At 44.6% G+C, this 24,611-nt stretch carries 23 protein-coding genes and 2 pseudogenes; 14 read left to right on the top strand and 11 right to left on the bottom strand.

The genetic code is table 11. From position 1 onward, the window contains the following. Positions 1-206: 206 nt before the first annotated feature. A complete protein-coding gene (locus tag N4J56_RS26120) occupies positions 207-623 on the top strand; it encodes a hypothetical protein (protein WP_317109094.1) in 417 nt (138 codons plus the stop codon). A 1,004-nt stretch (positions 624-1,627) separates the two neighbouring features. Here N4J56_RS26120 and N4J56_RS26115 read toward each other — a convergent pair. Then, the gene (locus N4J56_RS26115) at positions 1,628-2,425 is read right to left on the bottom strand and encodes a DUF3102 domain-containing protein (RefSeq protein ID WP_317109093.1); all 798 of its coding nucleotides are present in this window, start codon (positions 2,423-2,425) and stop codon (positions 1,628-1,630) included. A 1,061-nt stretch (positions 2,426-3,486) separates the two neighbouring features. Here N4J56_RS26115 and N4J56_RS26110 point away from each other — a divergent pair. After that, positions 3,487-3,909, top strand: a complete 423-nt coding sequence (locus tag N4J56_RS26110; RefSeq protein WP_317109092.1) for a cell division protein SepF — start codon at positions 3,487-3,489, stop codon at positions 3,907-3,909. Positions 3,910-4,194: 285 nt separating this feature from the next. Here the strand turns inward: N4J56_RS26110 and N4J56_RS26105 are convergent, their stop codons facing one another. The 9 genes from N4J56_RS26105 to cysE all read right to left on the bottom strand — a co-directional run bounded on the left by N4J56_RS26105 (position 4,195) and on the right by cysE (position 9,982). Beyond that, a complete protein-coding gene (locus N4J56_RS26105; protein WP_317109091.1) occupies positions 4,195-4,461 on the bottom strand; it encodes a hypothetical protein in 267 nt (88 codons plus the stop codon). Between the two features lie 769 nt (positions 4,462-5,230). Then, on the bottom strand, positions 5,231-5,794 hold the full coding sequence (locus N4J56_RS26100; protein ID WP_317109090.1) for a (2Fe-2S) ferredoxin domain-containing protein: 564 nt from the start codon (positions 5,792-5,794) through the stop codon (positions 5,231-5,233). Between the two features lie 202 nt (positions 5,795-5,996). Next, the gene (gene nifT, locus N4J56_RS26095) at positions 5,997-6,200 is read right to left on the bottom strand and encodes a putative nitrogen fixation protein NifT (protein ID WP_317109089.1); all 204 of its coding nucleotides are present in this window, start codon (positions 6,198-6,200) and stop codon (positions 5,997-5,999) included. Then, entirely contained in the window at positions 6,197-6,463 is a 267-nt protein-coding gene (locus N4J56_RS26090; RefSeq protein ID WP_317109088.1) for a nitrogen fixation protein NifZ, read from the bottom strand. Before N4J56_RS26090 ends, nifT begins: the two co-directional genes overlap by 4 nt. Before the next feature lie 35 nt (positions 6,464-6,498). Then, positions 6,499-7,686 carry a homocitrate synthase gene (gene nifV, locus N4J56_RS26085; protein ID WP_317109087.1) on the bottom strand — a complete coding sequence of 396 codons (1,188 nt, stop codon included), beginning with the start codon at positions 7,684-7,686 and terminating at the stop codon, positions 6,499-6,501. Positions 7,687-7,864: 178 nt separating this feature from the next. Then, entirely contained in the window at positions 7,865-8,080 is a 216-nt protein-coding gene (locus N4J56_RS26080) for a DUF2949 domain-containing protein (protein WP_317109086.1), read from the bottom strand. Positions 8,081-8,211: 131 nt separating this feature from the next. Further along, positions 8,212-8,775, bottom strand: a complete 564-nt coding sequence (locus N4J56_RS26075; RefSeq protein ID WP_317109085.1) for a Dps family protein — start codon at positions 8,773-8,775, stop codon at positions 8,212-8,214. 97 nt (positions 8,776-8,872) lie between these two features. After that, on the bottom strand, positions 8,873-9,127 hold the full coding sequence (locus N4J56_RS26070) for an Asr1405/Asl0597 family protein (RefSeq protein ID WP_317109084.1): 255 nt from the start codon (positions 9,125-9,127) through the stop codon (positions 8,873-8,875). A 165-nt stretch (positions 9,128-9,292) separates the two neighbouring features. Next, complete coding sequence (cysE, locus tag N4J56_RS26065) at positions 9,293-9,982, bottom strand: serine O-acetyltransferase (protein WP_317109083.1); 690 nt, start codon at positions 9,980-9,982, stop codon at positions 9,293-9,295. A 1,226-nt stretch (positions 9,983-11,208) separates the two neighbouring features. Here cysE and nifB point away from each other — a divergent pair. The 4 genes from nifB (at position 11,209) to nifU (ending at position 15,381) form a co-directional block, all read left to right on the top strand. After that, complete coding sequence (gene nifB / locus N4J56_RS26060; RefSeq protein ID WP_317109082.1) at positions 11,209-12,657, top strand: nitrogenase cofactor biosynthesis protein NifB; 1,449 nt, start codon at positions 11,209-11,211, stop codon at positions 12,655-12,657. A gap of 2 nt (positions 12,658-12,659) precedes the next feature. Further along, entirely contained in the window at positions 12,660-12,995 is a 336-nt protein-coding gene (locus tag N4J56_RS26055; RefSeq protein ID WP_317109081.1) for a 4Fe-4S binding protein, read from the top strand. Between the two features lie 179 nt (positions 12,996-13,174). Beyond that, complete coding sequence (gene nifS, locus N4J56_RS26050) at positions 13,175-14,380, top strand: cysteine desulfurase NifS (RefSeq protein WP_317109080.1); 1,206 nt, start codon at positions 13,175-13,177, stop codon at positions 14,378-14,380. A gap of 89 nt (positions 14,381-14,469) precedes the next feature. Then, positions 14,470-15,381 carry a Fe-S cluster assembly protein NifU gene (gene nifU, locus N4J56_RS26045; RefSeq protein ID WP_317109079.1) on the top strand — a complete coding sequence of 304 codons (912 nt, stop codon included), beginning with the start codon at positions 14,470-14,472 and terminating at the stop codon, positions 15,379-15,381. Here the strand turns inward: nifU and N4J56_RS26040 are convergent. Next, the gene (locus N4J56_RS26040) at positions 15,378-15,536 is read right to left on the bottom strand and encodes a hypothetical protein (RefSeq protein WP_317109078.1); all 159 of its coding nucleotides are present in this window, start codon (positions 15,534-15,536) and stop codon (positions 15,378-15,380) included. The genes nifU and N4J56_RS26040 overlap by 4 nt on opposite strands. A gap of 2 nt (positions 15,537-15,538) precedes the next feature. Here N4J56_RS26040 and nifH point away from each other — a divergent pair, with 2 nt between their 5' ends. From nifH to N4J56_RS26000, 8 genes and pseudogenes are all read left to right on the top strand, one after another. Next, entirely contained in the window at positions 15,539-16,429 is an 891-nt protein-coding gene (gene nifH / locus N4J56_RS26035) for a nitrogenase iron protein (RefSeq protein ID WP_317109077.1), read from the top strand. Between the two features lie 21 nt (positions 16,430-16,450). Beyond that, the gene (locus N4J56_RS26030; protein WP_317109076.1) at positions 16,451-16,582 is read left to right on the top strand and encodes a hypothetical protein; all 132 of its coding nucleotides are present in this window, start codon (positions 16,451-16,453) and stop codon (positions 16,580-16,582) included. Between the two features lie 12 nt (positions 16,583-16,594). Next, positions 16,595-17,029: pseudogene (locus N4J56_RS26025) on the top strand (nitrogenase component 1); the annotation flags it as partial. 89 nt (positions 17,030-17,118) lie between these two features. Next, entirely contained in the window at positions 17,119-18,387 is a 1,269-nt protein-coding gene (locus tag N4J56_RS26020) for an IS701 family transposase (RefSeq protein WP_317104593.1), read from the top strand. 17 nt (positions 18,388-18,404) lie between these two features. Then, a pseudogene (locus N4J56_RS26015) lies at positions 18,405-19,448 on the top strand (nitrogenase component 1); the annotation flags it as partial. Between the two features lie 272 nt (positions 19,449-19,720). Then, positions 19,721-21,259, top strand: coding sequence for a nitrogenase molybdenum-iron protein subunit beta (nifK, locus tag N4J56_RS26010; RefSeq protein WP_317109073.1), 1,539 nt, complete (start codon positions 19,721-19,723; stop codon positions 21,257-21,259). A gap of 133 nt (positions 21,260-21,392) precedes the next feature. Continuing rightward, positions 21,393-21,704, top strand: a complete 312-nt coding sequence (locus N4J56_RS26005) for a Mo-dependent nitrogenase C-terminal domain-containing protein (protein WP_317109072.1) — start codon at positions 21,393-21,395, stop codon at positions 21,702-21,704. Between the two features lie 69 nt (positions 21,705-21,773). After that, positions 21,774-24,536 carry a bifunctional nitrogenase iron-molybdenum cofactor biosynthesis protein NifEN gene (locus N4J56_RS26000; RefSeq protein WP_317109071.1) on the top strand — a complete coding sequence of 921 codons (2,763 nt, stop codon included), beginning with the start codon at positions 21,774-21,776 and terminating at the stop codon, positions 24,534-24,536. Positions 24,537-24,611 lie beyond the last annotated feature (75 nt).

Below are 24,611 nucleotides of genomic sequence, written 5' to 3'. Positions count from 1 at the left end.
ATAAATAAAGTTATTTACATGACATTTTTTGTATTTTTCGGTTATTTTGGTTAAAACCTGAAAAATCTGATATTTATCCGAACTTTTTGGATTGTTCAAATTAATTTAAGCATTTCAAAAACAATATTTTTCCTATACTTTGGGGAATGGTTAACCGTAGAAAAATTTAGTACATATATTAAGTGACGTTTAAATCTGTAATTATTTTGGTTATTTTCAATTCTGAAGAACAAGAAAAATCGCACAGATATCAACGCAATAACCTAATTGCAAACTGTCGTCCAAGTTTCTATATGCCAGAGGAGTTATTAAAAACTATTGAAACTCAATCTCAACGAGAACACTCTTCCCGTTCTGGCTTTGTAACCAACTTATTATTTTTTTTACTACTATCGCCGATTGGGAAGCAATTACAGAAAAATGCTAGTCTAAATCGCCGTACTATAGCCCAAGAGTTGGAACAGTCGCTGGTACTATTTCAGCAGCAGTTGCCTCTACATCAAATTAATCAGCTTGCAGCAGCCACTCAGCGATCGCAAGCTCAGATGATGACTTATTTAGTTCTATTGGGATTGCAAGCTTACCAAGCAAAAGAACGTTTGAATAGAAGTGCTGAATATTAAGTAATCAGTTCCGTTACTCCTAGTATTTTTCTAGTTGAAAGTATGGTATACCAAGTCAGTTGGTATGCCATTTTTAATTTGTAAAACCTTTAGAAAGTTATTAACTACAAATGCCGCAGCCAAGCTGGTACAACTATCGAAAGCGGATGGATGCAGAAGGGAATTGCACAACCTTATCGCCAAAACTAAGCTGACGCATGAATCTTTCAACATCCTTGTTTGTGCAGTTTTAGAAAACTGTTTATACCCAACTGTAAAGCTGGCTCTGTGAGCTTTGCTAACACGACATCAGACTAGCAATATTACAGATCGCTGATCGCTTGCTCGTTGAGAGTAAAAGCTAGCGATCGCAAATGATTGCAAGATTGCAAATCAGATTCCAGTTCAGTTCTGGTGTATGCCCACTCTCCGACTAAATTAGCAATATCAAGCCAATCAATTAATATTCTTTTGTCTATTCCAATTACTCGACTTGGCTCTCAGAAATAAAGAATATGAGAGATAAAGATAGAAATTGCCGCGATCGCTCGGCAAGAATTGTTAAATAATGATCTTTTATGGTGTTGCAATTTTAACTATAGTCTGTGTATAATGGAAACTATAAAAATCAGTTTCGTGCATGGCGATCGAGTAAAAAAGAATTTGTTTAGTTAGTAGGTGCTTTTTGATTTGAGGTATTGGAACGCTCAAAGTGTAACTGTTGGTGATGTTGAAGAACCTTAACTGTTAAAATTAGGGGGTTTCATGCAGACAGCACTGTGTTGGCAAAAGGTTCTGATTAGCAAGCAGAGATAGGAGATTTTGTATCCTTCCAAGTACTGCCGAGCAGCCGAAAACCAGCTTTTAAAAGGCAGTAGCAAGCTTGAGCAGAAGATCGTCTCTAGTGCTTTTTGACATAACTCAAAATAGTGGGAGAATTCCAGAACGTAGGAATTTCATAGTTTCACTCTCAGTGGAGCCGTCGAAGTTTCATCTAGCGAGCGCTTTCTGAGCTGAAAAAGTGGCTATTTTTTGATTTTCTCTAAAATCTTCTCTACTGACCAGTGCTTTGCTATTGCTCTCACCAAAGCAGTTGCTTCTTCTTCTCTAAGAGACTCTACACTCTTAATCAAGGCTCTACAGTCGTCGCTAATCCTAATCGAGATGGGATTGGTCGATGGTAAGTTTTCGGCAGACACTTTTTGACTTCCCAAAACATCTCGATCGATGACTACAGCTAAGACATCAACTGTTTGAGAATCTGGTAAACTTTCATGAAATACTTCAACTGATGTAACTAACTTTGCTTGAACAGAATCTACTTCGTGCTTGTTTACATCTGAAGTAACATTACAAGTAGAATTTTTAAGTTTTTTCAATTCCTGATGTTGACTAATAATGCTTCTAGCTTTAGAGTAAGTGATGTGTTCGCCCTTCTTAGCAAGCTCTAACGCCTCCTGGCGAGCGCTTTCAGCGGTAGAAGGAGCAGCTAGAAGATATAAAGCGGAGCTAGCAATAAATAAATCGGCAAATTTTGCCGATTTAAAAACTTCCGCCACTCTCATAAAGTTTCTTGCTGTTCGTTCCTTCCAACCAAATTCAGCTATTAGCCAATTGCTAAAATGCCCAAACCCAAGATATTGCTTGACTTCGATCAGCTTTTCACCTATTTCAATGATATCTTGTGTCGTTCTACGCATCATTCTTTTGATTTCACAAGTATGCTTTTGGACAGCAATTTGTGCTTCCATGTCAAGAGCTGCATAATCAAAGCTTTGCTGTTTAGATTGGTTCCCATTATCAATATGATAGAGATTTTCCATGTTCCATCTTCCTCACAACTTTTGAAGATTTCTCGGCATCAATCAATTCTGCATAAGAGGCTGTGTCAAGATAATTATGAAGCTACAGTAGGAGCTGCGTTCTACAAGTAGCCTGTAAGCCTTTCTTAAACAGCCGGATTGATTCCAGTAAGCAAAAGCCTTCTGCACCCTCTAGGATCTTAGTAAAACACGAAAATCACCTTGTGAACGGTAATTAACCTCCATTCTCTACGAATAAGCTGGCTGTGTGCGTAATTGAGCTTTCTAATGGCAGCTACTACAGGTTAACTTCATACCGCTTTGCATCACTTAGAGTACTGGCATATACTTTGCAAGTCATATTGGCTGAAGTAGTTTACATCATATATATCAATCTGATTTTGCTATTTGATTACCTTGAATCGACTTGTCTTGAGAGACACTCTTTATAGCCCAGTAAGTTGCGTTAGAAATTGTTTAGTTTAATATTAAACAAGTCTTTAACACACCGCACGACGCTACTTAAATTACCATAATACACTAATTATTTTGGTAAGTTACATGACTATTTCTAGGGCGATCGCTCGCAACAGTCAGAATGCTGAATCCGCCCGATTTTCGCTAGATTGGGGAGATTGCCGATTTAGCGATAGGGTTTGATTGGTGTATATTATTTAACTAATCGTCTACTCTACTAGCAACTTTTGTTGCTCTATTAGAGCCACCCAGTGTTTTAGGAAACGATTTCGGTTTCTATTTCCATCTCTACAAGCAGGTAGTATGTCGCTCATCATTTTACACCGACAAAATACCAACAAAATTACTAATAATTAAGAATCTATCTCAAGGAGGAGGCAAAAAAAGATTGAGTATACAAATATACCCTATTAACAAAAAAGCTCTTTTGACGAGCAGGCTGCTGATTCCCGAACTTTTCCGACCTTTATTGGATTGACAAATAAAGGCAAAAACACTGAGTTGACAAGGTTTTCATTTAGCCAGAGCATAGAGGTAAAGGTACTGAAAATCATACCTAAAGCTCTTCACCAGCCACAAATAGAAAAAACAGAGGATGAGTAAGCATGATGATGCATCAGCTAGAGGTATCCGAACTAGAAGAGGAATTGTCTCAACAGAATTACGGAAAATTAAGAGCTGCTTTTCCTGCAAGTGTAGTGCGGCAGCGGGAAAGAAGAGCGGTTGACTTGACAGCAAACAAACAGAGGAGTCTACCCCAACAAGAACAGAAGACACCACAAGTGGTAGTCATGCAGCTACAGTCTTTTGAACAAGTGACGCAAGCCGTCGAAATTCTGTGGCGAGGTCAACCGCTAGTCTTAAATGTTGTACAGATGGATGCAGAGATAGCACAACGAGCAGTAGACTTTGTTGCTGGAGCAACTTACGCACTAGAAGGACAGCAACAATATCTAGCGGCAGGGATATTTCTGTTCGCACCGAACGGCGTGCAGTTAGCAAACGCTATTGATGAAACATGCTTATAAAATCGTGCGTTTTAGTACCTCTTGCTGTAAGAAATCGTGATGCATAATTGCGATCGCAATTGTTTGCACCAATTTTGATTCAGCGCAATCTATCCGAGCATTCCCGTTTCAGGAGTTAGCGGTTTGTGCAGCTTAAAGATATCCGTGAATGTCTTGCCAATCCCCCACCGTTTTATCCTTGCCAAGCGAAAGCACTGTGAACACAGTGCCGGTATAATTATGAGAGCAGATGGCGCGAAATTGATATCTTAGCCCAATCGCGCGATCGCAGATCGCTACTATATATTAGTGAGGCTTGCCTTCCGCTAACTGGGGAAAATACCACCCACAGAAAGTGATGAATTCATCTAACGCAGCAGGCTCTAAACCTTGACTATGCAGGTAGAAAATCCAATCTACTAACTCAAGCCAATTGAGCGTTCTCCTCAAATCGACTTCGTAAGTCCACTGAACGTGACGTAGGGCTTTGGCACGTTTGCGATATTTCCAATACTTCATGACAGGTGATTTTTTGGGAGAGTCAAATATTGCCTGCGCGTAAATCACTGTCATAACAGCCTCGTTCGTAATATATACACCTTAATAGTCGATTGAGCTTTCTTTGTTCTAATTCTGGAACACCTAGCGATAATGCATCGCAAGCTAAGCACAAACCTACTCTAGTTCTTATATCAGTTTACTCAATTTAGTTAATTAACGATCTGTATATTACAGAATTTTAAAAACTATGTAAATGTATTTATGCAATATAGAACAATCATGTCTATATGAGACAAAAGATAATCCACAAAGAGAGATGGTGGCGATTAGATTAAGCGATCGCCCCAAGAAGTTTTCTTCGGGTTGAGATAACCTTTTTCTCTGAGCTATTTCACTCAAACTGACGTTTAATAGAAAAGTAAACAGCCCGCACCATCACGGGCTGACACGCGGCAGAGAAGGTTTAAAACTTTTGACCGATCTGACCCACACAAGGAATGGATATGAATGCCTTGAGTAGATACGAAAGGTGTATCTAAACGTTAATCTTTTGCTCGTTGTTTAGTTAAAAAATATCCGAAAATTCACAGCTATAACGTGTAGCAATGAAGTTTTGTAGATAATTTGGTTATATTTTTAGAAAAAGATTGAATGATAAGATTTAGAACTGAAATTTACTCATAGGCGAACTCTAGAAATTACATAGCAAATTGATAAAAACTTAACTTAATTAGATAAATACAATATTTTCAGACTTAATAGAGTTTGTCGATACAGAAAAGTTCAGGTGTTGGACATCGACTCGGCAATTGATGACTTAGCACAGAACTGGATGAACCCGTTATGCGAAATGCTCGTTCACCCGCTCTAACAGCGCGGCGATCGCGGCTTCAGGAGTCATGTTGTTGAAGCTGATGTTGTCAGGTTTTAAGATGAGATTTGGAGCCTGAGAACAGCGTTTCAAACAGCCTGTTGTTTGAATAGTAACACGATCGCCTAAACCGCGATCGCGCAACACCCCTTCTAGAACGGACACCAATTTGCTGCCACCTTGTTTCAGACAACCCGACTTATAACAAGCAACAATCTTCACTTTGCCATTTTCTGGTTGGCGATCGGAGTCATTATCTGAGTTTGCCGTCAGCTTGTGAATGCGATCGGCTTTCAATTTAAATTCGCCTGTCTCGTACTTAAACTTTTGCTCCCCAAAGACTTCAATCCGATCGCCAGGTTTTAAGGTCGATCCAAGCCTAAAACGGGACTGTTTGGCTATTTTAATCCTCAACTGTCCGGTTGCAACCTCTAGTTGCAAGTGTTTAGGTGTACTGTCTCGATCGACAGTAAAACCTAAAAATTTCCCTTTTACATGAAATGCCAACACGCGATCGTGTTTAAGCTTGCTCATATCCCCTACTCCTTCTGAGTACGTTTGCAGCGCTCTGTTTTAATTCCAATGCTTTTCAACTAAGATTCCCCTTAACCCCCCTTAACAAGCGTGGAACAAAGCCTTCCTTAACACGAGGGAGACAAAGCCCCCTGTTTAAGGAGGTTGGGGGATCTCCAAGAGCTATACATCTTAACCAATAAGTACTGCCTACCAGCTCTTTTCAAGAGAGCTTTTTAGCCTCTACAGTCTGCGGTAATTTCATGGGTTCCGGTAAGTTTGGGATTGCTAGTTCCCAACCGTTAGCTAAGGTAAAAATTTTACCCTCAGAGCCTTCTGTTTGGTTTACTACTTCTTCCTCAAGATCTTTTTTGGCAACGTAAACTACCAAATGTCCGGTAGCATTTTGACGCAACATGACTTTCATTTGATTTCCTCAACTGCTTCTAGTTCTTTTTTGCGACAACCAACGATAAAACCTTTTTCGATAAAATGCACGGCGTAGATATAGGAATTTTGCAAAAACGTACCAATACTGACGATGTAGCCGATCTCTCCCTTTTTCGCTAGTGTTGCGCCAATTTCTTGCCTTGGGTACGTACCATCGTTGCGAATTAGCTTGCGAGTTTTTACTTTTGAGCCAATTTCAAAAGCTGGTGGCAAGTCTAGTTCTAATTCATCTGATTGCATGAGATTACCTCTGAGATAGGATTGTACGGTTTCACTTAAGGTTCATACAAATAGGTAGCAGAGGAGACTAGGGGCAGAGGGGCAGAGGAGGGATTGTTTGTTTTTTTCATGTGATGAAATGGGACTAGATTTATTAGTTCTTGCGGCTCGAGGCTGCGTTTGTTTTGTACCGATTGCTGCCGTACTGCATCTAAGATGGATTGGGTTTCATCTGTGTTTAAACTAATGCCCTGCTGCTGTAGCAAATTAGATACTAAGTGCCTACCTGAGTGCTTGCCTACGACTAAACGCCGCTCCCACCCCACTTCTTCGGGAGCGAATGGCTCGTAAGTCACGGGATTTTGCAAAACGCCATGAGCGTGAATACCAGATTCATGAGCAAAGGTATTTTCACCCACGATCGCCTTCCAAGGAGGTACTTTGCAACCCGATGCGCTTGCTACCAGTCGGGACAGTTCTAATAACCGCGTCGTGTCAATCCCCAAATCGATCCCTTGAATGCGTTTGAGTGCCATGACGACTTCTTCTAAAGCCGCATTGCCAGCTCTTTCCCCCAAACCATTCACTGTTGTATTTACCGATAAGGCTCCCGCTTGCAGTCCAGCTAAAGCATTTGCCGTTGCCAAGCCAAAGTCATTATGGGTGTGCATTTCTACAGGCATCGATAAATACATCACCAATTGCTTGACTTTGGTGTATGTAGTAAAAGGGTCGAGAATTCCTACAGTGTCGCAAAAGCGAAACCTTGACGCGCCCCACTCTTGAGCGTAAAGGGCGACATCCAAAAGGAAATTTTCATCAGCTCTAGAGGCATCTTCACCCCCGATTGCTACCCAAAGATCGCGATCGCGGGCGAAACTAATCGCATCTTTGAGTTTTTGCAGCATTACGCGCCACTGTCCGTGAAACTTGGCAGCAATTTGAATTTCAGAAACGGGAATAGATATATGTACCCGCTGCAAACCACAGGCAATAGAAGCCTGAAGATCTGAAATTGTGGCGCGGTTCCAACCTAAAAGTTTAGCTGACAAACCCAACTCAGAAATTGCCGCGATCGCTTTTGTTTCGACTTCCCCCATTGCGGGGATACCAACTTCTAATTCACTCACACCAATAGCGTCTAGAAATTTAGCGATCGCTATTTTTTCCTCAATTGTGAAAGCAACACCCACCGCCTGTTCTCCATCTCGTAGTGTCGTGTCATTAATCGCGATCGCATTCATAGCACAATACCTCTCGTAGCATTTTAGATTTTCGCTCTTGAGTTTCAGATTTCAATCTCAGGTGCGTGTAATCGAAATTCATTTTGTCGATCGCAGCAACAAATAGCCGAAATAGCCATTCACAATTGCTGGAACAACTATCAAACTGAGGATAGCAACTAATACTGTGAGCATGATATTACCCATTAAGACTAATGTGAGTTTTGTTCTCTAGCCAATCAAAAATTCGTGCTAATTGATCTATGGAAATCAAACCGTATTGCCAAAGAATCATAGGTAGGGGAGCATAATCTAACTCATGGTGATGCAGCATTACATCTATATCAGCAGATGGAATTGCTAATTCAGTCCGTAAAAAATTGACAAATTCTGTATTGCTGTAACGTTTTACCATGTGTCAAAACATTTAACCCCCTTGCGATGAATTGACAATTGGCGATCGACTTGCTTGTGTAGGGGCGGGTTTACCCGAAATTCTTGTCGGAGTCAGAGTTTTTTGATGAACCCGCCCCTACGACTTACGACTTACGATTTACTTTTCCCATTCATCGGTTGAACAAAAGCCAAAGTTAGGCTATCTTCTGCTAAGAAATGAGCGAGATGAAAGGCACGTTCTTCAGTCTTCAATAAAATTTGCTCGTACAAATAGCGAGTAGCGCGATCGCCTACACTTTCTGCTTGGGCAGCTTGACGGCGAATGAGATCGATCGCTGCTTGTTCGGCTTGCAGATCGTTTTCCACCATTTGGCGACAGGAAAAAATCCCATCTGCTTCTGGCATGAAACAGCACAACTCTGCAAGTTTAGTAAAGCTAGCTGCTGGCACGCCGCCTAGTCCATCTAAGCGTTCGCCAACGTCGTGTACGTGTGCTTGAACTTGTTCGTAACTCTCGCTGAAATACTGGTGCAGCATATAAAATTCTGCACCTTCAACGACAAAGTGATGCTTTTGATATTGTAAATAAAGGGCTTGAAAACTTGCTAGGACAATATTTAATCCTTCGCAAACGGGAACAGTAACTTCATGCCCTAAACCAATGGGGTTATCTAGCACTTCCCCAAAGTTACGTAATACAGTTGCTTGTGTCATTAACTATCTCCTTTTGATTTGGTAATGGGTAATTGGTAAGTCAAAAGTCAAAAGTCAAAACACGACAAATGACAAATGACCAATGACAAATGACAAACTAAGAAAAAATGTCTGCTGTCCAGCAGCGTTCTAACCAATCGAGTAATTCTTGGCGAGTGGCTAAGAAATGCTGTACGGTGCTGCGGACGAGAAAGGCAGCGAGCGCACTATTAACTTCAACCACTAAAGAACCATCCGCAGGACAACAACAGGGGATACTTAACTCTTGTAAGCGGTGGTAAATTCGCCAGCGATCGCTGACGGGTATTTCGACAATTTGAACATTTGGACTGGAACTGGTGGGCTTAAACATAAGCAAAGTGTCCTTTTTAAAAGTTTTTCTCAATTATTAATTACGGGATATGGCAGTCTTAAATTATTAGATTTGGTTTAGCAATCGGGAGTCGGGAATCGGGAGTCGGGAGTCGGGAAGAATGTATTTTGATTCTTCCGTCTCCTATTTTTTGACTTTTGACTTTTAACTTTTGACTTTTAATTGTTGTTCGAGTTTCTCGATTCGTTCTAATAGGGAACGAATCACGCTTGCTTCTACATCAGGTAGTTTTGCGTGTTCTAGGGGACAGTCACGCACACCTTTATGGCAAATATTGCGCCCAGGGACTCCTACCGCAGTACAGTCTGAGGGGACATCTCGCAAGATAATTGAACCTGCACCAATGCGGACGCGATCGCCAATTTGAATATTGCCTAAAACTTTCGCACCTGCACCCACGACAACGTTTTTACCCAAGGTAGGATGGCGTTTACCAGTTTCTTTCCCTGTCCCGCCGAGGGTGACACCTTGATAAATCAGCGCGTAGTCTCCAACGATCGCAGTCTCTCCAATTACTACACCCATGCCGTGATCGATAAACACGCCTTGCCCGATCTTTGCGCCTGGATGAATTTCAATTCCCGTTAAAAATCGTCCTAGATGAGAAATCAAGCGGGGAACAAACGCAACTCCACGACAATGCAACCAGTGCGCGAGACGATGCAGCACCATTGCATGAAAGCCAGGGTAGCAACAAAGTACCTCTAACCAGTTACGTGCTGCCGGATCGCGCTCGAAGATAATCCGAAAATCTGTCAATAATGGCTGCAAAAATGACAAACTATGTTGTTTGTCCGTCTTTTGGGTTGTAAAGGTATTGGAGATCTGTTGCATTGGACTTGATGGAGTGGAGGAGCCGTGTGTTATCTCTGCTTATATCAGGCAGCTCTACCCGCAGCTATGCAGCCGATGTCGATTGGATTTATTGGATATATTAATTTGTACTCAATTAATCTAAACCCCAACTCAATTGGGATTTGCAAGCTGAAAAAAAGTTTTTTTGGGTTCGGGGTACTAGTATTTTTCAGTTAGGGGTACTGGTATTGATCGGGGTAGGGAGTAAGTATTTATGTACTCAAAACTAAATCCTTAACCCCATGGGATTTGAAGGTGTTTTTGCTACTATTTTTTGGATAGATTAACTTGTACTCATCTGCGATCGCCGGAGAGTTTTATTCTAAATGATTTTTTTTCTGTATATCAAGTTACGCTTTGCTATCTTATGACTTATTTTTTGAAAAAACAAGCGTAGGGCTAGCATTGCTCACCCTACAAATAGAGCTACTACAACTTCTGCTTGCTGCCCTCTGCCCTCTGCCTTTCTTCCAGTATCTTACATAATTAAAACAATATTAATTTGGTTTTTAAGTAAAAAGTGATATTTTAGATACAGAATTGAATGTTGCTGAAGAACTGGGGTATTTCTCGATCGATTATTCTAGTCCTTTGCTCTCAAACTGCCTGAGTAAATAGCACTTTGGGCAGCGATCCCATACGATTTGAGTACAGAACGGAAAAAACCAAAAAGAAACTCAAATCGCATTCAAACCCTTGCTAGAACTGACTTTAAGGCGAGTACAGAAATACTTGAACCCCTTCACCATAAATACTCGCACCTCACTCAAAAAATACTAGCACCCATACCCAAAAACTTTTTTTAAAAGCTGCTAAAACCTTGGTATTTAAAAGCTGCAATTTTTGAGTACAAGTTTAATTAATTCAATAAATTCTATCCCGAACCACAGCAACACCCTCTTTTGAGGTGGCTGCTATAAAACATATATCGCTAAACACCTAATGCACTAACTGCTAACTAACAAAGGTTGTAGCGATAAGCGACTAGAGATGACATAGCACATACCTTGATGAGTAAGAAGTTGCGGCTGTAAGTCCAATTTTACCCAAGTCCCAAACGTGGACGAACTAGTTAAAGGTCAAGGGATATATAACCAGCGTAGGCAGGTTCTCAGACTACACCGCAACTTTAATTTCTTCTTGAGATCGAGCTAGAGCATTTCCCATCATGCCAGTCAACCTAATCCTACCAGCAGCGAAATTCAATGACACCACCACCTACCGGACTCCTAACCCCCACCGCAACACCAGCAAAAACTAAAGCTAAATCTGGTAGTTGTGGTTGTAGCAGTAAAACCGATGCCGCACCTAGTTTAGATGAAAAAATGAAGGCGCGGATTGAAAAGCATCCTTGTTATAGCGAAGAAGCGCACCACCACTACGCTAGGATGCACGTTGCAGTAGCACCAGCTTGTAATATTCAGTGCAACTATTGCAACCGTAAATATGACTGTGCCAATGAAAGCCGTCCTGGTGTTGTCAGCGAGTTATTAACACCGGAAGAAGCAGCGCACAAAGTCTTGGTAATTGCAGGTAAGATTCCTCAGATGACAGTGTTAGGAATTGCGGGACCTGGAGATCCTTTAGCGAATCCAGAAAAGACTTTTCGCACCTTTGAGTTGATTGCAGACAAAGCACCGGATATCAAACTTTGCTTGTCAACCAATGGCTTGATGCTTCCCGATTACGTCGATCGCATTAAACAATTGAATGTCGATCACGTCACTATTACTATTAATATGGTTGACCCAAAGGTTGGCGAGAAGATTTATCCTTGGGTTCACTACAGACGCAAGCGCTACAGAGGGATTGAAGGAGTCAAGATTCTGCACGAACGGCAGATGGAAGGATTGCAAGCTCTCAGAGAAGCCGATATTCTGTGCAAAGTGAATTCGGTCATGATTCCAGGCATCAATGACGAGCATCTAGCCGAAGTCGATGAAGTCATTCGCGCTAACGGGGCATTCCTACATAATATTATGCCGCTGATTTCTGCTCCAGAACACGGCACTCACTTCGGTTTGACAGGTCAACGCGGACCCACACCCAAAGAACTGAAGACACTACAGGATAAGTGTTCTGGCAACATGAAAATGATGCGCCATTGTCGCCAATGTCGCGCCGATGCAGTGGGATTGTTAGGCGAAGACCGCAGCCAGGAATTTACCAAAGAGAAATTCATGGAAATGACTCCAGAGTATAACTTGGAGACGCGGCAAGAAGTCCATGCAGGAATTGAAAAGTCGAAAGCAGAAATCAAAGCTGTTAAAGAACAAGCGAAAGCTGCCAAGAAAATTGCTAACAGTATCAAAATCTTAGTTGCAGTCGCTACCAAAGGTGGTGGCATGGTGAACCAGCACTTCGGTCACGCCAAAGAATTCCAAGTGTTTGAAGTGGATGCTAACGAAGCTAAATTTGTCGGACACCGCAAAATCGACCATTACTGCCAGGGTGGGTATGGTGAGGAAGCGACTCTAGACCACATTATCAAAGCGATCGCTGATTGCAAAGCGGTATTAGTTTCTAAGATCGGTCACTGTCCTCAAGAAGAATTGCAAAAAGCTGGAATCCAAGCTGTGGAAGCTTACGACGTGATTGAGAAAGTTGCAAGTGAATTTTACGCGCAATATCTGCAAAACCTGCAAGGAGAATAGTCATGGCTTACAAAATTACCAGCCAATGTATTTCCTGCGATCGTTGTCTTTCTGTCTGTCCTACAGATGCTATCAAAATCACTGACGGCAAGCACTGGATCGATCCCGCCCTTTGTACAAACTGTGTTGGCAGTGCTTATAGCGTACCTCAATGCGCTGCTGGTTGTCCCACATATGACGGTTGCATACCACAACCTAGCGATTATTGGGAATCGTGGTTTACTACCTACAATCGCTTAGTAGGTAAGTTAACCAAGAAACAAGGTTACTGGGAACGCTGGTTTGATACTTACTCCGAAAAATTCTCTGGTTTGAAATTGACTACGGTTCATAACTAATGCACGGGCGGGTTGAACCACAAGATTGTTGGTTTTAGTACAGGTATTCGCGAAAAAACCCGCCCCTACAATGCCTGATTCCCATATGGGCGGGTTGAACCGCAAGATTGTTGGTTTTAGTACACAGGTATTCGCGAAAAACCCGCCCCTACAATTCCCCACTCCCCACTCCCCTAACCATGCAAACTTGCATTTATCTCGACAACAACGCCACCACTAGGGTAGACCCAGAAGTTGTAGAGGCGATGCTGCCCTACCTCAGCGAATCTTACGGCAATCCCTCCAGTATGCATACCTTCGGCGGGCAAGTCGGCAAAGCGGTAAAACAAGCACGGCAACAAGTTGCAGCCCTAATTGGGGCAGATGATTCAGAAATTATCTTTACGAGTTGCGGTACGGAAGGAGATAACGCCGCCATTCGCGCCGCCCTGCAAGCACAACCAGACAAGCAACATATCGTTACAACTCAAGTAGAACACCCAGCAGTGCTGAATGTCTGCAAGCAGTTGGAAACTCAAGGTTATTCCGTTACCTATCTTTCCGTAAATCGCCAGGGACAAATCGATTTGGATGAATTGGCAGCATCAATGACAGGTAATACAGCCCTCGTCACAATTATGTATGCCAACAACGAAACGGGCGTGGTATTTCCCATCGAACAGATTGGGTTGCGGGTAAAAGAGTATGGCGCTCTCTTCCACGTCGATGCGGTGCAAGCAGTAGGGAAAATTCCCCTGAATATGAAGACTAGCACTGTAGATCTATTAACTTTGTCTGGTCACAAGTTACACGCACCCAAGGGTATTGGTGCTTTGTACGTGCGGCGAGGCGTAAGATTCCGCCCCCTATTAGTAGGAGGACACCAAGAACGGGGACGCAGGGCAGGAACGGAGAACGTAGCAGGAATCGTTGCTTTGGGTAAAGCTGCCGAAATCGAACTTGCGCATTTAGCCACCACAACCAAGAAACAAAAGCAACTGCGCGATCGCCTAGAAAAAACTCTACTTGAAACAATCTCTGACTGCGAAGTCAATGGCGATCGCAAAAACAGATTGCCCAACACCACCAACATCGGCTTCAAATATATCGAAGGTGAAGCCATCCTATTATCCCTGAACCATTATGGCATTTGTGCCTCATCCGGTTCCGCCTGCACTTCTGGTTCCTTAGAACCATCCCACGTATTGCGATCGATGGGCTTACCCTACACGACTTTACACGGTTCGATCCGGTTTAGCCTTTCCCGTTACACCACAGATGCCGAAGTTGACACAGTTTTAGCGGTAATGCCTGGGATCGTCGAACGCCTCCGCGCCCTCTCACCCTTCAACAACGACCAAGCCGACTGGCTGCAAGGTCGAGAAGAAACATTGGCTCATCGATAGGAGCTTCTTGTGCAGAGGGGCAGGGGAGCAGAGGAGAAATATCTGTCAACCAACTACCAACTATCAACTACCAATTACCAATCACTACCATGTGGGACTACACAGATAAAGTCATGGAACTTTTCTACAATCCTAAAAACCAGGGATTGCTAGAAGACGATCGCGAACCAGGAATAGCAGTTGTATTTGGCGAAGTCGGCAGTATTGCTTGTGGAGATGCCCTGAGACTGCACCTCAAGATTGAAGTAGATAATGATAAAATTCTTGACTCGCGATTTCAAACTTTTGGCTGCACCAGCGCGATCGCATCTTCCTCGGCTTTGACTGAGTTAATTAAGGGTTTAACCTTAGATGAAGCGCTCAAAGTCACCAACAAAGAAATTGCAGAATACCTAGGCGGACTGCCAGAAGCTAAGATGCATTGTTCGGTGATGGAACAGGAAGCGCTAGAAGCAGCGATTTATAAATACCGAGGTATTCCGCTAGATACCCATGAAGATGATGAAGGGGCGTTAGTTTGCAGTTGCTTTGGAATTAGCGAAACCAAAATTCGCCGCGCAATTCGAGAAAACAACCTCACCACCGCCGAACAGGTAACGAGCTATGTGAAGGCGGGTGGCGGGTGCGGTTCTTGTCTGGCAGATATCGACGACCTGATCGCTGCGGTGCAAAGAGAACCAGCCGTAGGCGTACAAATTGCTACAGATATTGCAGCTACTAAGGAACCGCAACGTCCGCTAACAAACGTGCAAAAGATTGCCCTAATTCAAAAAGTTTTGGATGAAGAAGTTAGACCCCTACTAATCGCCGATGGGGGAGATGTGGAACTGTACGACGTAGAAGGCGTTAGCGAAGCGGGACGCGATAGCGTCCTTCGCGTCCAAGTAGCGCTGCAAGGTGCGTGCGGTTCTTGCTCTAGCAGTACGGCAACCCTAAAAGTGGCGATCGAAGCCAAGTTACAAGAGCGCGTCAGCCAAAACTGGTTAGTAGAAGCAGTTTAGCCATTATCTATGCAAGATTTCTCTTTCTCAGTTTCTAGCGTTTTAGCAGTTGAGCGATCGCCACCAGCGACGTTCTTACCAACCGCGCTCGCATCTTTGACAAGAGCGATCGCCACCATCCAACCCCAACCACTAACTAATTTCAGGAGAAACAACCATGACTGACAACATTAGACAGATTGCATTCTACGGTAAAGGCGGTATCGGTAAATCCACCACTTCTCAAAATACGATCGCAGGTTTGGCTGAATTAGGCGAACGGATCATGATCGTAGGTTGCGACCCCAAAGCAGACTCCACCCGCTTGATGTTGCACAGCAAAGCCCAAACCACCATTCTGCACCTAGCCGCTGAACGTGGTGCAGTAGAAGACCTAGAACTAGAAGAAGTTCTACTTACGGGTTACAAAGATGTCCGTTGCGTAGAATCTGGCGGTCCAGAACCAGGTGTAGGTTGTGCGGGTCGTGGCATCATCACCGCGATCAACTTCCTAGAAGAAAACGGAGCCTACGAAGACCTCGACTTTGTTTCTTACGACGTATTAGGTGACGTAGTTTGTGGCGGTTTCGCTATGCCAATCCGTGAAGGTAAGGCACAAGAAATTTATATCGTCACCTCTGGTGAAATGATGGCAATGTATGCTGCCAACAACATTGCACGAGGCATTCTCAAGTACGCTCACTCCGGCGGCGTGCGTTTGGGCGGTTTAATCTGCAACAGCCGCAAAGTTGACCGAGAAATCGAACTGATCGAAACTTTAGCAGCTCGGCTCAACACCCAAATGATCCACTTCGTACCACGCGACAACGTTGTACAACACGCAGAACTGCGCCGCATGACCGTAATTGAGTACGCACCCAATTGCAACCAAGCCAACGAGTATCGCGCTCTAGCTAAGAAGATCAAAGAAAACGATAAGCTCACCATTCCCACCCCAATTTCGATGGACGAATTGGAAGAGCTACTCGTCGAATTCGGTATCCTTGGCGACGACAAAGAATACGAGCATCTCGTTGGCAAGACTGCGGAAGAAGTTGCTGCCGTTTAATCCTTAAGGGACAAGGAAGACTTGGGGGACAAGGAAGACTTGGGGAATTTAACTACTATCTTCTTCCCCGACTCCCACTCTCCCACTCCCGACTCCCGACTCCCTACACCCCACACCCTACACCCTTTCTTCACCCCGACTCCCTACACTTAAGAGAGGCAGAATATGACACCTCCTGAAAACACGACTTTAGAGCAAGCTACTACTACGGTAGACAAGAAGGCGCTGATTAAAGAAGTCCTAGAAGTTTACCCAGATAAAGCCAAGAAAAAACGGGAAAAACACCTCAACGTCTACGAAGAAGGAAAATCCGACTGCGGCGTTAAATCGAATATCAAGTCCGTCCCTGGTTCTATGACCACCCGTGGCTGTGCCTACGCAGGTTCTAAGGGTGTGGTCTGGGGTCCGATCAAAGATATGATCCACATCAGCCACGGTCCTGTAGGTTGCGGTTATTACTCCTGGTCTGGTCGTCGCAACTATTACATCGGCACGACAGGGATCGACACTTTCGGGACAATGCAATTCACTTCCGATTTCCAAGAACGCGATATCGTTTTTGGTGGTGACAAAAAACTCGCGAAGCTGATTACCGAATTAGTGGGACTTTGTAAGAAAGATGGAGCAAATTGAGCTAGAATGCGGGTAGGAGTTGCGTTTTACGTCAGTCTCGACAGGAGCAACGTAAGGTGAAAGATCAAGTACCAGCAGCGATGCCGCAGTGCTTTGAGAACTGGTGTCGTCGGTTTGATGATGTATTTTCGCGTCAGAAGCAGCGGCAGGAATTTCGTGTTTATCTAGGGGGACTGCTGGGTGAGAGTCAGCGCAAAAACCTGAGCCAACTGGTCACAAATACAGTAGATGGCTCCTACAACAGCCTCAGACATTTTCTCAACAATGCCCCTTGGGATGAAGTCAAGCTAAATAATCGGCGGTTGGAGGTGATGCACCAGTGTCGCCAGACGACCCCGAGTCAAGGTTTCACATTGATTGTAGATGATTCGGGACATCGCAAAAGTGGTGCGGCTACTGATGGGGTAGGACGGCAGTACATTGGGGAGATTGGCAAGACTGACAATGGTATTGTGCTGCTGACTACCTACTTGTATGATGGAGTGCGACGTCTGCCGTTAGATGTTGCACTCTATCAACACGCAAGTTTATTCGAGCAAGGCAAGGCAGACCCCAACTTCCAGAAAAAACCTGACCTGGCTCTAGACTTGGTTGACCAATGCTTGAAGCGCGGTTATCGACCGGGTGTGACTGTAATTGATGCAGGCTACGGTAATAACACGCCTTTTCTCAAGCAGTTGGAGTCGAGAAACCTAACTTACGTGGCAGCAATCGCCAAAAACCGCCAAGTTACTGCTCAAACATCAGGTGATGAGTCTGCTCGTAAGCAGGGATTAGAAGCTATTGCTCAAACCTTGGCAGTGGAGCAGTTCACACCTGTGCAACTCAATCTGGAGCAGCCCCGGACAGTTTGGGTGGCGCTGTTACCAGTTCACGTTCCGAAGCTCGAAGGCACTCGCTGGCTGGCGATTCAACTCAATGCCTCTAGTTTCGAGCAAGCGACGGAGGTGGATTACTTTCTCACCAATGCCTCTGACAACCAAGTCAGTGCGGCTTGGGTAGCTCAAACATATTCTGCTCGCAACTGGGTGGAGGTCTTCTATCGAGAAGCCAAGGGCTGGTTGGGTTTGAGTGAGTATCAAGTTCGGGATGCTCTGAGTATGAAGCGTCATTGGGTTTTAGTGTTCATCGCTTACACCTTCATCCTTTGGCATCAGTTGACCGGCGGATTCCGCAGACGTTGGGCAACCAAACCCTTACAAACCTTTGCCGAAGCATTGGAGGCATTCCGCACCGCAGTCGAGTTTCGTTTGGTCCGCTGGCTTAATGAGCATGTTGATGTATTTGCCTCTCACAGAGCTAAGTTCGGCTATATTTGGGCTTAGAAAGTTTTAAAGTCCCATTAGAAGAACTCTTCCCGCTCAATCGTGGCGTTTCCATCCAGTCTGAATGTCCGATTGGTCTAATTGGGGATGATATTGAAGCCGTAGCGAAAAAAGCAACGAAAGAAATTGGTAAAACCGTTGTTCCCGTACGCTGTGAAGGCTTTCGAGGTGTTTCTCAATCGCTCGGACACCACATTGCTAATGACTCCATCCGCGACTGGGTTTTTCCCCAAGCAGATAAGAAAAAGAAAGAGCTGGGCATTGAAGGCACGCCCTATGATGTCGCAATTATCGGAGACTATAACATTGGTGGTGATGCCTGGTCTAGCCGCATCCTGCTAGAAGAAATCGGCTTGCGCGTAGTCGCCCAGTGGTCGGGAGACGGCACGCTCCACGAAATGATGATGACTCCAACGGTGAAGCTGAATCTGGTTCACTGCTACCGCTCCATGAACTATATCAGCCGTCACATGGAAGAGGCTTATGGTATTCCCTGGTTAGAATACAACTTCTTTGGTCCTACCAAGATTGCTGAATCCTTGCGAGAGATTGCTGCAAAATTTGACGAAACAATCCAGCAAAAGGCAGAAGAAGTCATTGCTAAATACCAAGCGCAATGCGATGCGATCGTAGAAAAATATCTCCCCCGTCTGGAAGGCAAAACTGTAGCATTGATGGTTGGCGGCTTGCGTCCTCGTCACGTCGTTCCAGCTTTCTATGACTTGGGTATGAAGTTGATCGGTACAGGCTATGAGTTCGGTCACAACGACGACTACAAGCGTACCACCCACTACATTGAAAACGGCACGTTGATCTATGACGATGTTTCTGCTTTTGAATTCGAGCAGTTTGTCAAAGAATTAAAGCCGGATCTGATCGCTTCTGGAATTAAAGAAAAATACGTCTTCCAGAAAATGGCGCTACCCTTCCGTCAAATGCACTCCTGGGATTACTCCGGTCCATACCACGGTTATGACGGCTTTGCCATCTTTGCAAGAGATATGGATTTAGCGCTAAACAGCCCAACTTGGGGATTAATTGGCGCTCCGTGGAAGAAGTAGGCAGAGGGACAAGGGGGACAAGGAGGACAAGGGAGACAAGGAGGAAATTACAAATATCATCTTCCTTCTCTTCCCATCAGCCCGCAATCCAATAAATCACTTGCAAAAGCCAACGCCCATCTGTGTTCATCTGCGTCCATCTGCGTCCATCTGCGTTCATCTGTGTTGAATTATACAAATCCAGTACTTTTGCAAGAACTTTAATCTGCTCTGAACCGAAAAGTATCGATCCCTAATTGCTTATCCTCAGCCTCTAATATTGGAGAACAGTCATGGCTCAGCACAACGTAGACAATATTAAAGACCACGCTACACTATTTCATCAGGACGAGTACCAAGAGTTATTTCAGGCTAAGAAAGAGTTTGAAGGTGGACATAGCCCTGAAGAAGTTGCCCGCGTTGCAGACTGGACGAAAACCTGGGAGTACCGCGAAAAGAATTTTGCTCGCGAAGCTTTAACCGTTAACCCCGCTAAAGCCTGCCAGCCTTTAGGCGCAATTCTCGCTGCTGTTGGTTTTGAAGGAACCTTACCTTTCGTTCACGGTTCTCAAGGTTGCGTTGCTTACTTCCGCACCCACTTCACTCGCCATTTTAAAGAACCATTCTCTGCTGTTTCTTCCTCTATGACTGAGGATGCAGCGGTGTTTGGTGGACTAAACAACATGATCGATGGCTTGGCGAATAGCTACAATCTCTACAAGCCTAAAATGATCGCCCTTTGTACTACCTGCATGGCAGAAGTAATCGGAGATGACTTGGGTGCTTTTATCAAAACTTCCAAGGAAAAGGGATCTGTACCTGAAGATTTTCCAGTTCCCTACGCTCATACCCCCAGCTTTGTCGGCTCCCACATCACGGGCTACGACAACATGATGAAAGGGATTTTGTCAAATCTAACTGAAGGCAAGAAGAAAGAAACAACCAACGGCAAAATTAACTTTATCCCTGGTTTTGAAACCTACATCGGCAACTTGCGAGAAGTGAAGCGGCTAGCATCCTTGATGGGCGTTAATTACACCTTACTAGCAGATAACTCCGATTACCTCGACTCGCCTAATGATGGCGAGTATCGGATGTACCAGGGTGGTACGGCATTGGAAGATGGAGCAGATTCGATTAATGCTGAAGCTACGATCGCTTTCCAAGCATACTCTACCACCAAGACGCGGGAGTATATCACAAAAGAGTGGAAACAAACCACCTCAGTCACCCGCCCTGTGGGTATCCGAGGCACGGACGAGTTTTTGATGAAACTATCAGAACTTACCGGACAGCCAATTCCTAAAGAATTAGAAGACGAACGGGGACGTGCAGTGGATGCGCTGACTGATTCTCAAGCATGGTTGCACGGCAAGCGCGTTGCTCTGTATGGCGATCCAGATCTCGTCATCGGATTGGTGCAATTTCTCCTAGAAGTCGGTGCTGAACCCGTACACATTGTAGTGTCAAACAGCAACGAAGTATTCGAGCGAGAATTGCAAGCGATCTTGGATGCTAGCCCCTTTGGTAATACTGCAAAAATTTGGGGTGGTAAGGATCTGTGGCATATGCGATCGCTCCTATTTACCGAACCCGTAGACTTACTCATCGGCAATTCCTACGGTAAGTACCTGTGGCGCGACACCCATACCCCACTCGTACGAATTGGCTACCCAATATTCGATCGCCATCACCTACACCGTTACGCGACGTTTGGCTATCAAGGAGCAATCAACCTGCTCAACTGGATCGTCAATACGCTGCTAGACGAACTCGATCGCAACACCATTGTTCCCGCAAAAACCGATATTTCCTACGACTTGATTCGATAATCGCTGGGCGATCGGTAATCAGTGGAGTTTTGTGAATTGTTCATCGTTCATGGCTAATAGCGATCGACTATCAACTGTTAACCATCAACAGCCCTCATAGATCTTTTATAACTGGAATCGGATTGCTTTTATCATGACTACCATCAGCCACACCACCGATCGCTCTGTAATTCCCACAAAAATTCCAGGCTTCGTACTCTCTCCCCTACGTCGATGGGTGAATCAAATCCAGATATGCGATCGCCATACTGCCCATCTCATTTGTCAAGTCATTCCCTGCTGCTGCCCGTTTGAACGAGACATCAAATTATTCGGACGTACCTTTCACATTCCGGCACTCTGCAAACTCAACCCGCTTTATAACGAATTTGTAGGATTGCGCTTCCGCAGCCTATCCTACCTCTCCGATGAGTGCGGTGAAGATGTCACGAAATACATTTGCTAATGGCTAATTGTTTGTTGCTAATCGTTCATTGCCATTAGCCATTAACTATTAATCATTAGCCATGAAGCCATGAAAATCACCCAAGGTAAAATTAACGAGCTGCTCAGCGAGCCAGGATGCGAACACAATCACCACAAGCACGGACAAAAGAAAAATAAGTCCTGTCAGCAACAAGCCCAACCAGGCGCGGCTCAAGGGGGTTGTGCCTTTGATGGCGCATCGATCGCCCTCGTCCCAATCACCGATGCGGCTCATTTAGTCCACGGACCGATCGCTTGTGCTGGTAACTCTTGGGGTAGTCGTGGCAGCCTTTCTTCTGGCTCTCATCTCTACAAAATGGGCTTTACAACTGACTTGAATGAGAACGATATCATCTTCGGTGGGGAAAAAAAGCTGTACAAAGCGATTTTAGAAGTGCAGCAACGCTACAATCCTGCTGCGGTATTCGTCTACTCTACTTGTGTCACTGCCCTGATTGGTGATGACTTGGATGCAGTCTGCCAAGCCGCTGCTAATAAAACAGGTACACCCGTTGTCCCTGTGAATTCTCCTGGCTTTATTGGTAGTAAAAATCTTGGCAATCGCGTCGGCGGGGAAGCCTTACTAGAATACGTTATCGGTAGCGCCGAACCAGAATTTACCACCCCCTATGATATCAACCTGATTGGCGAGTACAACATTGCTGGAGAATTATGGGGCGTATTGCCTCTATTTGAAAAATTAGGTATTCGAGTCCTTGCCAAAATTACGGGTGATGCTAAGTACAACGAAGTTCGCTACGCCCACCGTGCCAAACTCAATGTCACGATCTGCTCCAAAGCGCTGATCAACGTAGTGAGAAAGATGGAGGAACGCTACGGCATTCCTTATATAGAAGAATCTTTCTACGGCGTGGATGACATGAATCGCTGTTTGCGGAATATTGCGGCAAAACTAGGCGATGCAGATCTGCAAGAGCGAGTAGAGAAACTAATTGCCCAAGAAACAGCGGCGTTAGATGTTGCTCTAGCTCCGTATCGCGATCGCCTTCGTGGTAAACGTGTTGTTCTTTATACCGGAGGTGTGAAAAGTTGGTCGATTATCTCTGCGGCTAAAGACTTGGGGATGGAAGTTGTCGCCACTAGCACGAAAAAAAGTACCGAGGAAGATAAAGCCCGCATTAAAGAATTGCTGGGTAAAGACGGCATCATGCTAGAAAAAGGTAATGCCCAAGAATTGCTAAGAACGATCGCCCAAACAAAAGCCGATATGTTGATTGCTGGTGGTCGCAATCAATACACCGCCCTCAAAGCCAAAATTCCCTTCTTAGACATCAACCAAGAACGCCATCATCCCTATGCCGGATATACAGGCATGATTGAAATGGCGCGAGAACTGGACGAAGCCCTTCACAGCCCAGTTTGGCAGCAAGTACGCAAATCCGCACCTTGGGAGCAGGAAGCAGAGGAGCAGAGGAGCAGAGGAGCAGAGGAGCAAAAAGAAACTTCCTCTCTTTTCGCCTTTGCGTCTTTGCGTGACCAAAATCCAAAATCCAAAATCCAAAATTCCAAAAAGGCAGTTGCAGTCAATCCCTTAAAGCAAAGTCAGCCATTGGGTGCAGCCTTAGCATTTTTAGGATTAAAAGGCGTGATGCCTCTGTTTCACGGTTCTCAGGGTTGTACTGCTTTCGCCAAAGTCATGTTAGTGCGACATTTTCGGGAAGCAATTCCCCTATCTACCACTGCAATGACTGAAGTTAGCACTGTCTTGGGTGGCGAGGACAATATCGAGCAAGCAATCCTGACGCTGATGGAGAAATCAAAGCCAGAAATTATTGGTTTGTGTACTACTGGACTGACGGAAAGTAGAGGCGATGACATGGAAGGCATCCTCAGAAGTATCCGCAAACGTCACCCCGAATTAACTGACTTACCGATCGCGTTTGCCTCTACGCCTGATTTTAAAGGTGCATTGCAAGATGGTTTTGCCGCAGCTGTCGAAAGCATTGTTAAAGAACTGCCTCAACCTGGAGAAACCAGATTAGACCAAATTAATCTTTTGGTAAGTTCTGCGTTTACACCAGGGGATTTACAGGAGATAAAAGATATCGTCTCTGCCTTTGGACTAAAACCCATCGTCGTACCCGATCTTTCCGCCTCACTCGACGGTCATTTGGATGATTCCTACAGCGCGGTGACAGGTGGTGGCACGACTTTGGCAGAACTAAGAGAGATGGGTTGTTCGTTATTTACCCTAGCACTAGGCGAGAGCGTGCGCGGTGCTGCGGAGATTTTGCAAAAACAATTTGGCATACCTTACGAAGTCTTTCCGCAACTAACAGGATTAGACGCAGTGGATGACTTCATGCAAGGACTAGTCGATTTGAGCGGCAATGAAGTACCAGAAAAATACTGTCACCAACGCCGCCAGTTGCAAGATGCGATGCTAGACACTCACTTTTACTTCGGGCGCAAGCAGGTATCGCTAGCACTAGAACCGGATTTAATGTGGTCAATAGCCTGGTTTTTGCGATCGATGGGGACTGAAATTCATACCGCAGTCACAACCACAAAATCGCCCCTTTTAGAGCAACTACCAGTCGAAAGCGTCACGATTGGCGACTTAGAAGACTTCGAGCAATTAGCAGTAGGTTCTGACCTATTAATCGGTAATTCTCATACTAAAGCGATCGCTCGTCGCCTCGATACTCCCTTTTATCGCCTCGGTTTTCCCGTATTCGATCGCTTAGGTAACGGACAGCGTTGCATTGTCGGCTACCAAGGAACAATTCAACTTTTATTCGATCTTGGCAATTTATTTCTCGAAGCAGAAGAAGCGAAAGCCAAGCATTAAAGGCTAATAGCTAATGGTTAATCGCTAATTGAAAGACCACTATTAGCAATTACCAATTACCAATTACCAATTACT

Source organism: Chroococcidiopsis sp. SAG 2025, from assembly GCF_032860985.1.
In the GTDB taxonomy this organism is placed as follows: Bacteria; Cyanobacteriota; Cyanobacteriia; order Cyanobacteriales; family Chroococcidiopsidaceae; genus Chroococcidiopsis.
The sequence above is the reverse complement of the archived record's forward strand: the minus strand, read 5'-3'. Positions and strand labels throughout refer to the sequence as shown.

Bases quoted from the DNA above. Each gene is read 5' to 3' on its own strand.
- N4J56_RS26115 (WP_317109093.1), bottom strand. From the start codon at position 2,425: ATGGAAAATCTCTATCATATTGATAATGGGAACCAATCTAAACAGCAA.
- N4J56_RS26110 (WP_317109092.1), top strand. From the start codon at position 3,487: ATGATGATGCATCAGCTAGAGGTATCCGAACTAGAAGAGGAATTGTCT.
- N4J56_RS26105 (WP_317109091.1), bottom strand. From the start codon at position 4,461: ATGACAGTGATTTACGCGCAGGCAATATTTGACTCTCCCAAAAAATCA.
- N4J56_RS26100 (WP_317109090.1), bottom strand. From the start codon at position 5,794: ATGAGCAAGCTTAAACACGATCGCGTGTTGGCATTTCATGTAAAAGGG.
- nifT (WP_317109089.1), bottom strand. From the start codon at position 6,200: ATGAAAGTCATGTTGCGTCAAAATGCTACCGGACATTTGGTAGTTTAC.
- N4J56_RS26090 (WP_317109088.1), bottom strand. From the start codon at position 6,463: ATGCAATCAGATGAATTAGAACTAGACTTGCCACCAGCTTTTGAAATT.
- nifV (WP_317109087.1), bottom strand. From the start codon at position 7,686: ATGAATGCGATCGCGATTAATGACACGACACTACGAGATGGAGAACAG.
- N4J56_RS26080 (WP_317109086.1), bottom strand. From the start codon at position 8,080: ATGGTAAAACGTTACAGCAATACAGAATTTGTCAATTTTTTACGGACT.
- N4J56_RS26075 (WP_317109085.1), bottom strand. From the start codon at position 8,775: ATGACACAAGCAACTGTATTACGTAACTTTGGGGAAGTGCTAGATAAC.
- N4J56_RS26070 (WP_317109084.1), bottom strand. From the start codon at position 9,127: ATGTTTAAGCCCACCAGTTCCAGTCCAAATGTTCAAATTGTCGAAATA.
- cysE (WP_317109083.1), bottom strand. From the start codon at position 9,982: ATGCAACAGATCTCCAATACCTTTACAACCCAAAAGACGGACAAACAA.
- nifB (WP_317109082.1), top strand. From the start codon at position 11,209: ATGACACCACCACCTACCGGACTCCTAACCCCCACCGCAACACCAGCA.
- N4J56_RS26055 (WP_317109081.1), top strand. From the start codon at position 12,660: ATGGCTTACAAAATTACCAGCCAATGTATTTCCTGCGATCGTTGTCTT.
- nifS (WP_317109080.1), top strand. From the start codon at position 13,175: ATGCAAACTTGCATTTATCTCGACAACAACGCCACCACTAGGGTAGAC.
- nifU (WP_317109079.1), top strand. From the start codon at position 14,470: ATGTGGGACTACACAGATAAAGTCATGGAACTTTTCTACAATCCTAAA.
- nifH (WP_317109077.1), top strand. From the start codon at position 15,539: ATGACTGACAACATTAGACAGATTGCATTCTACGGTAAAGGCGGTATC.
- nifK (WP_317109073.1), top strand. From the start codon at position 19,721: ATGGCTCAGCACAACGTAGACAATATTAAAGACCACGCTACACTATTT.
- N4J56_RS26005 (WP_317109072.1), top strand. From the start codon at position 21,393: ATGACTACCATCAGCCACACCACCGATCGCTCTGTAATTCCCACAAAA.
- N4J56_RS26000 (WP_317109071.1), top strand. From the start codon at position 21,774: ATGAAAATCACCCAAGGTAAAATTAACGAGCTGCTCAGCGAGCCAGGA.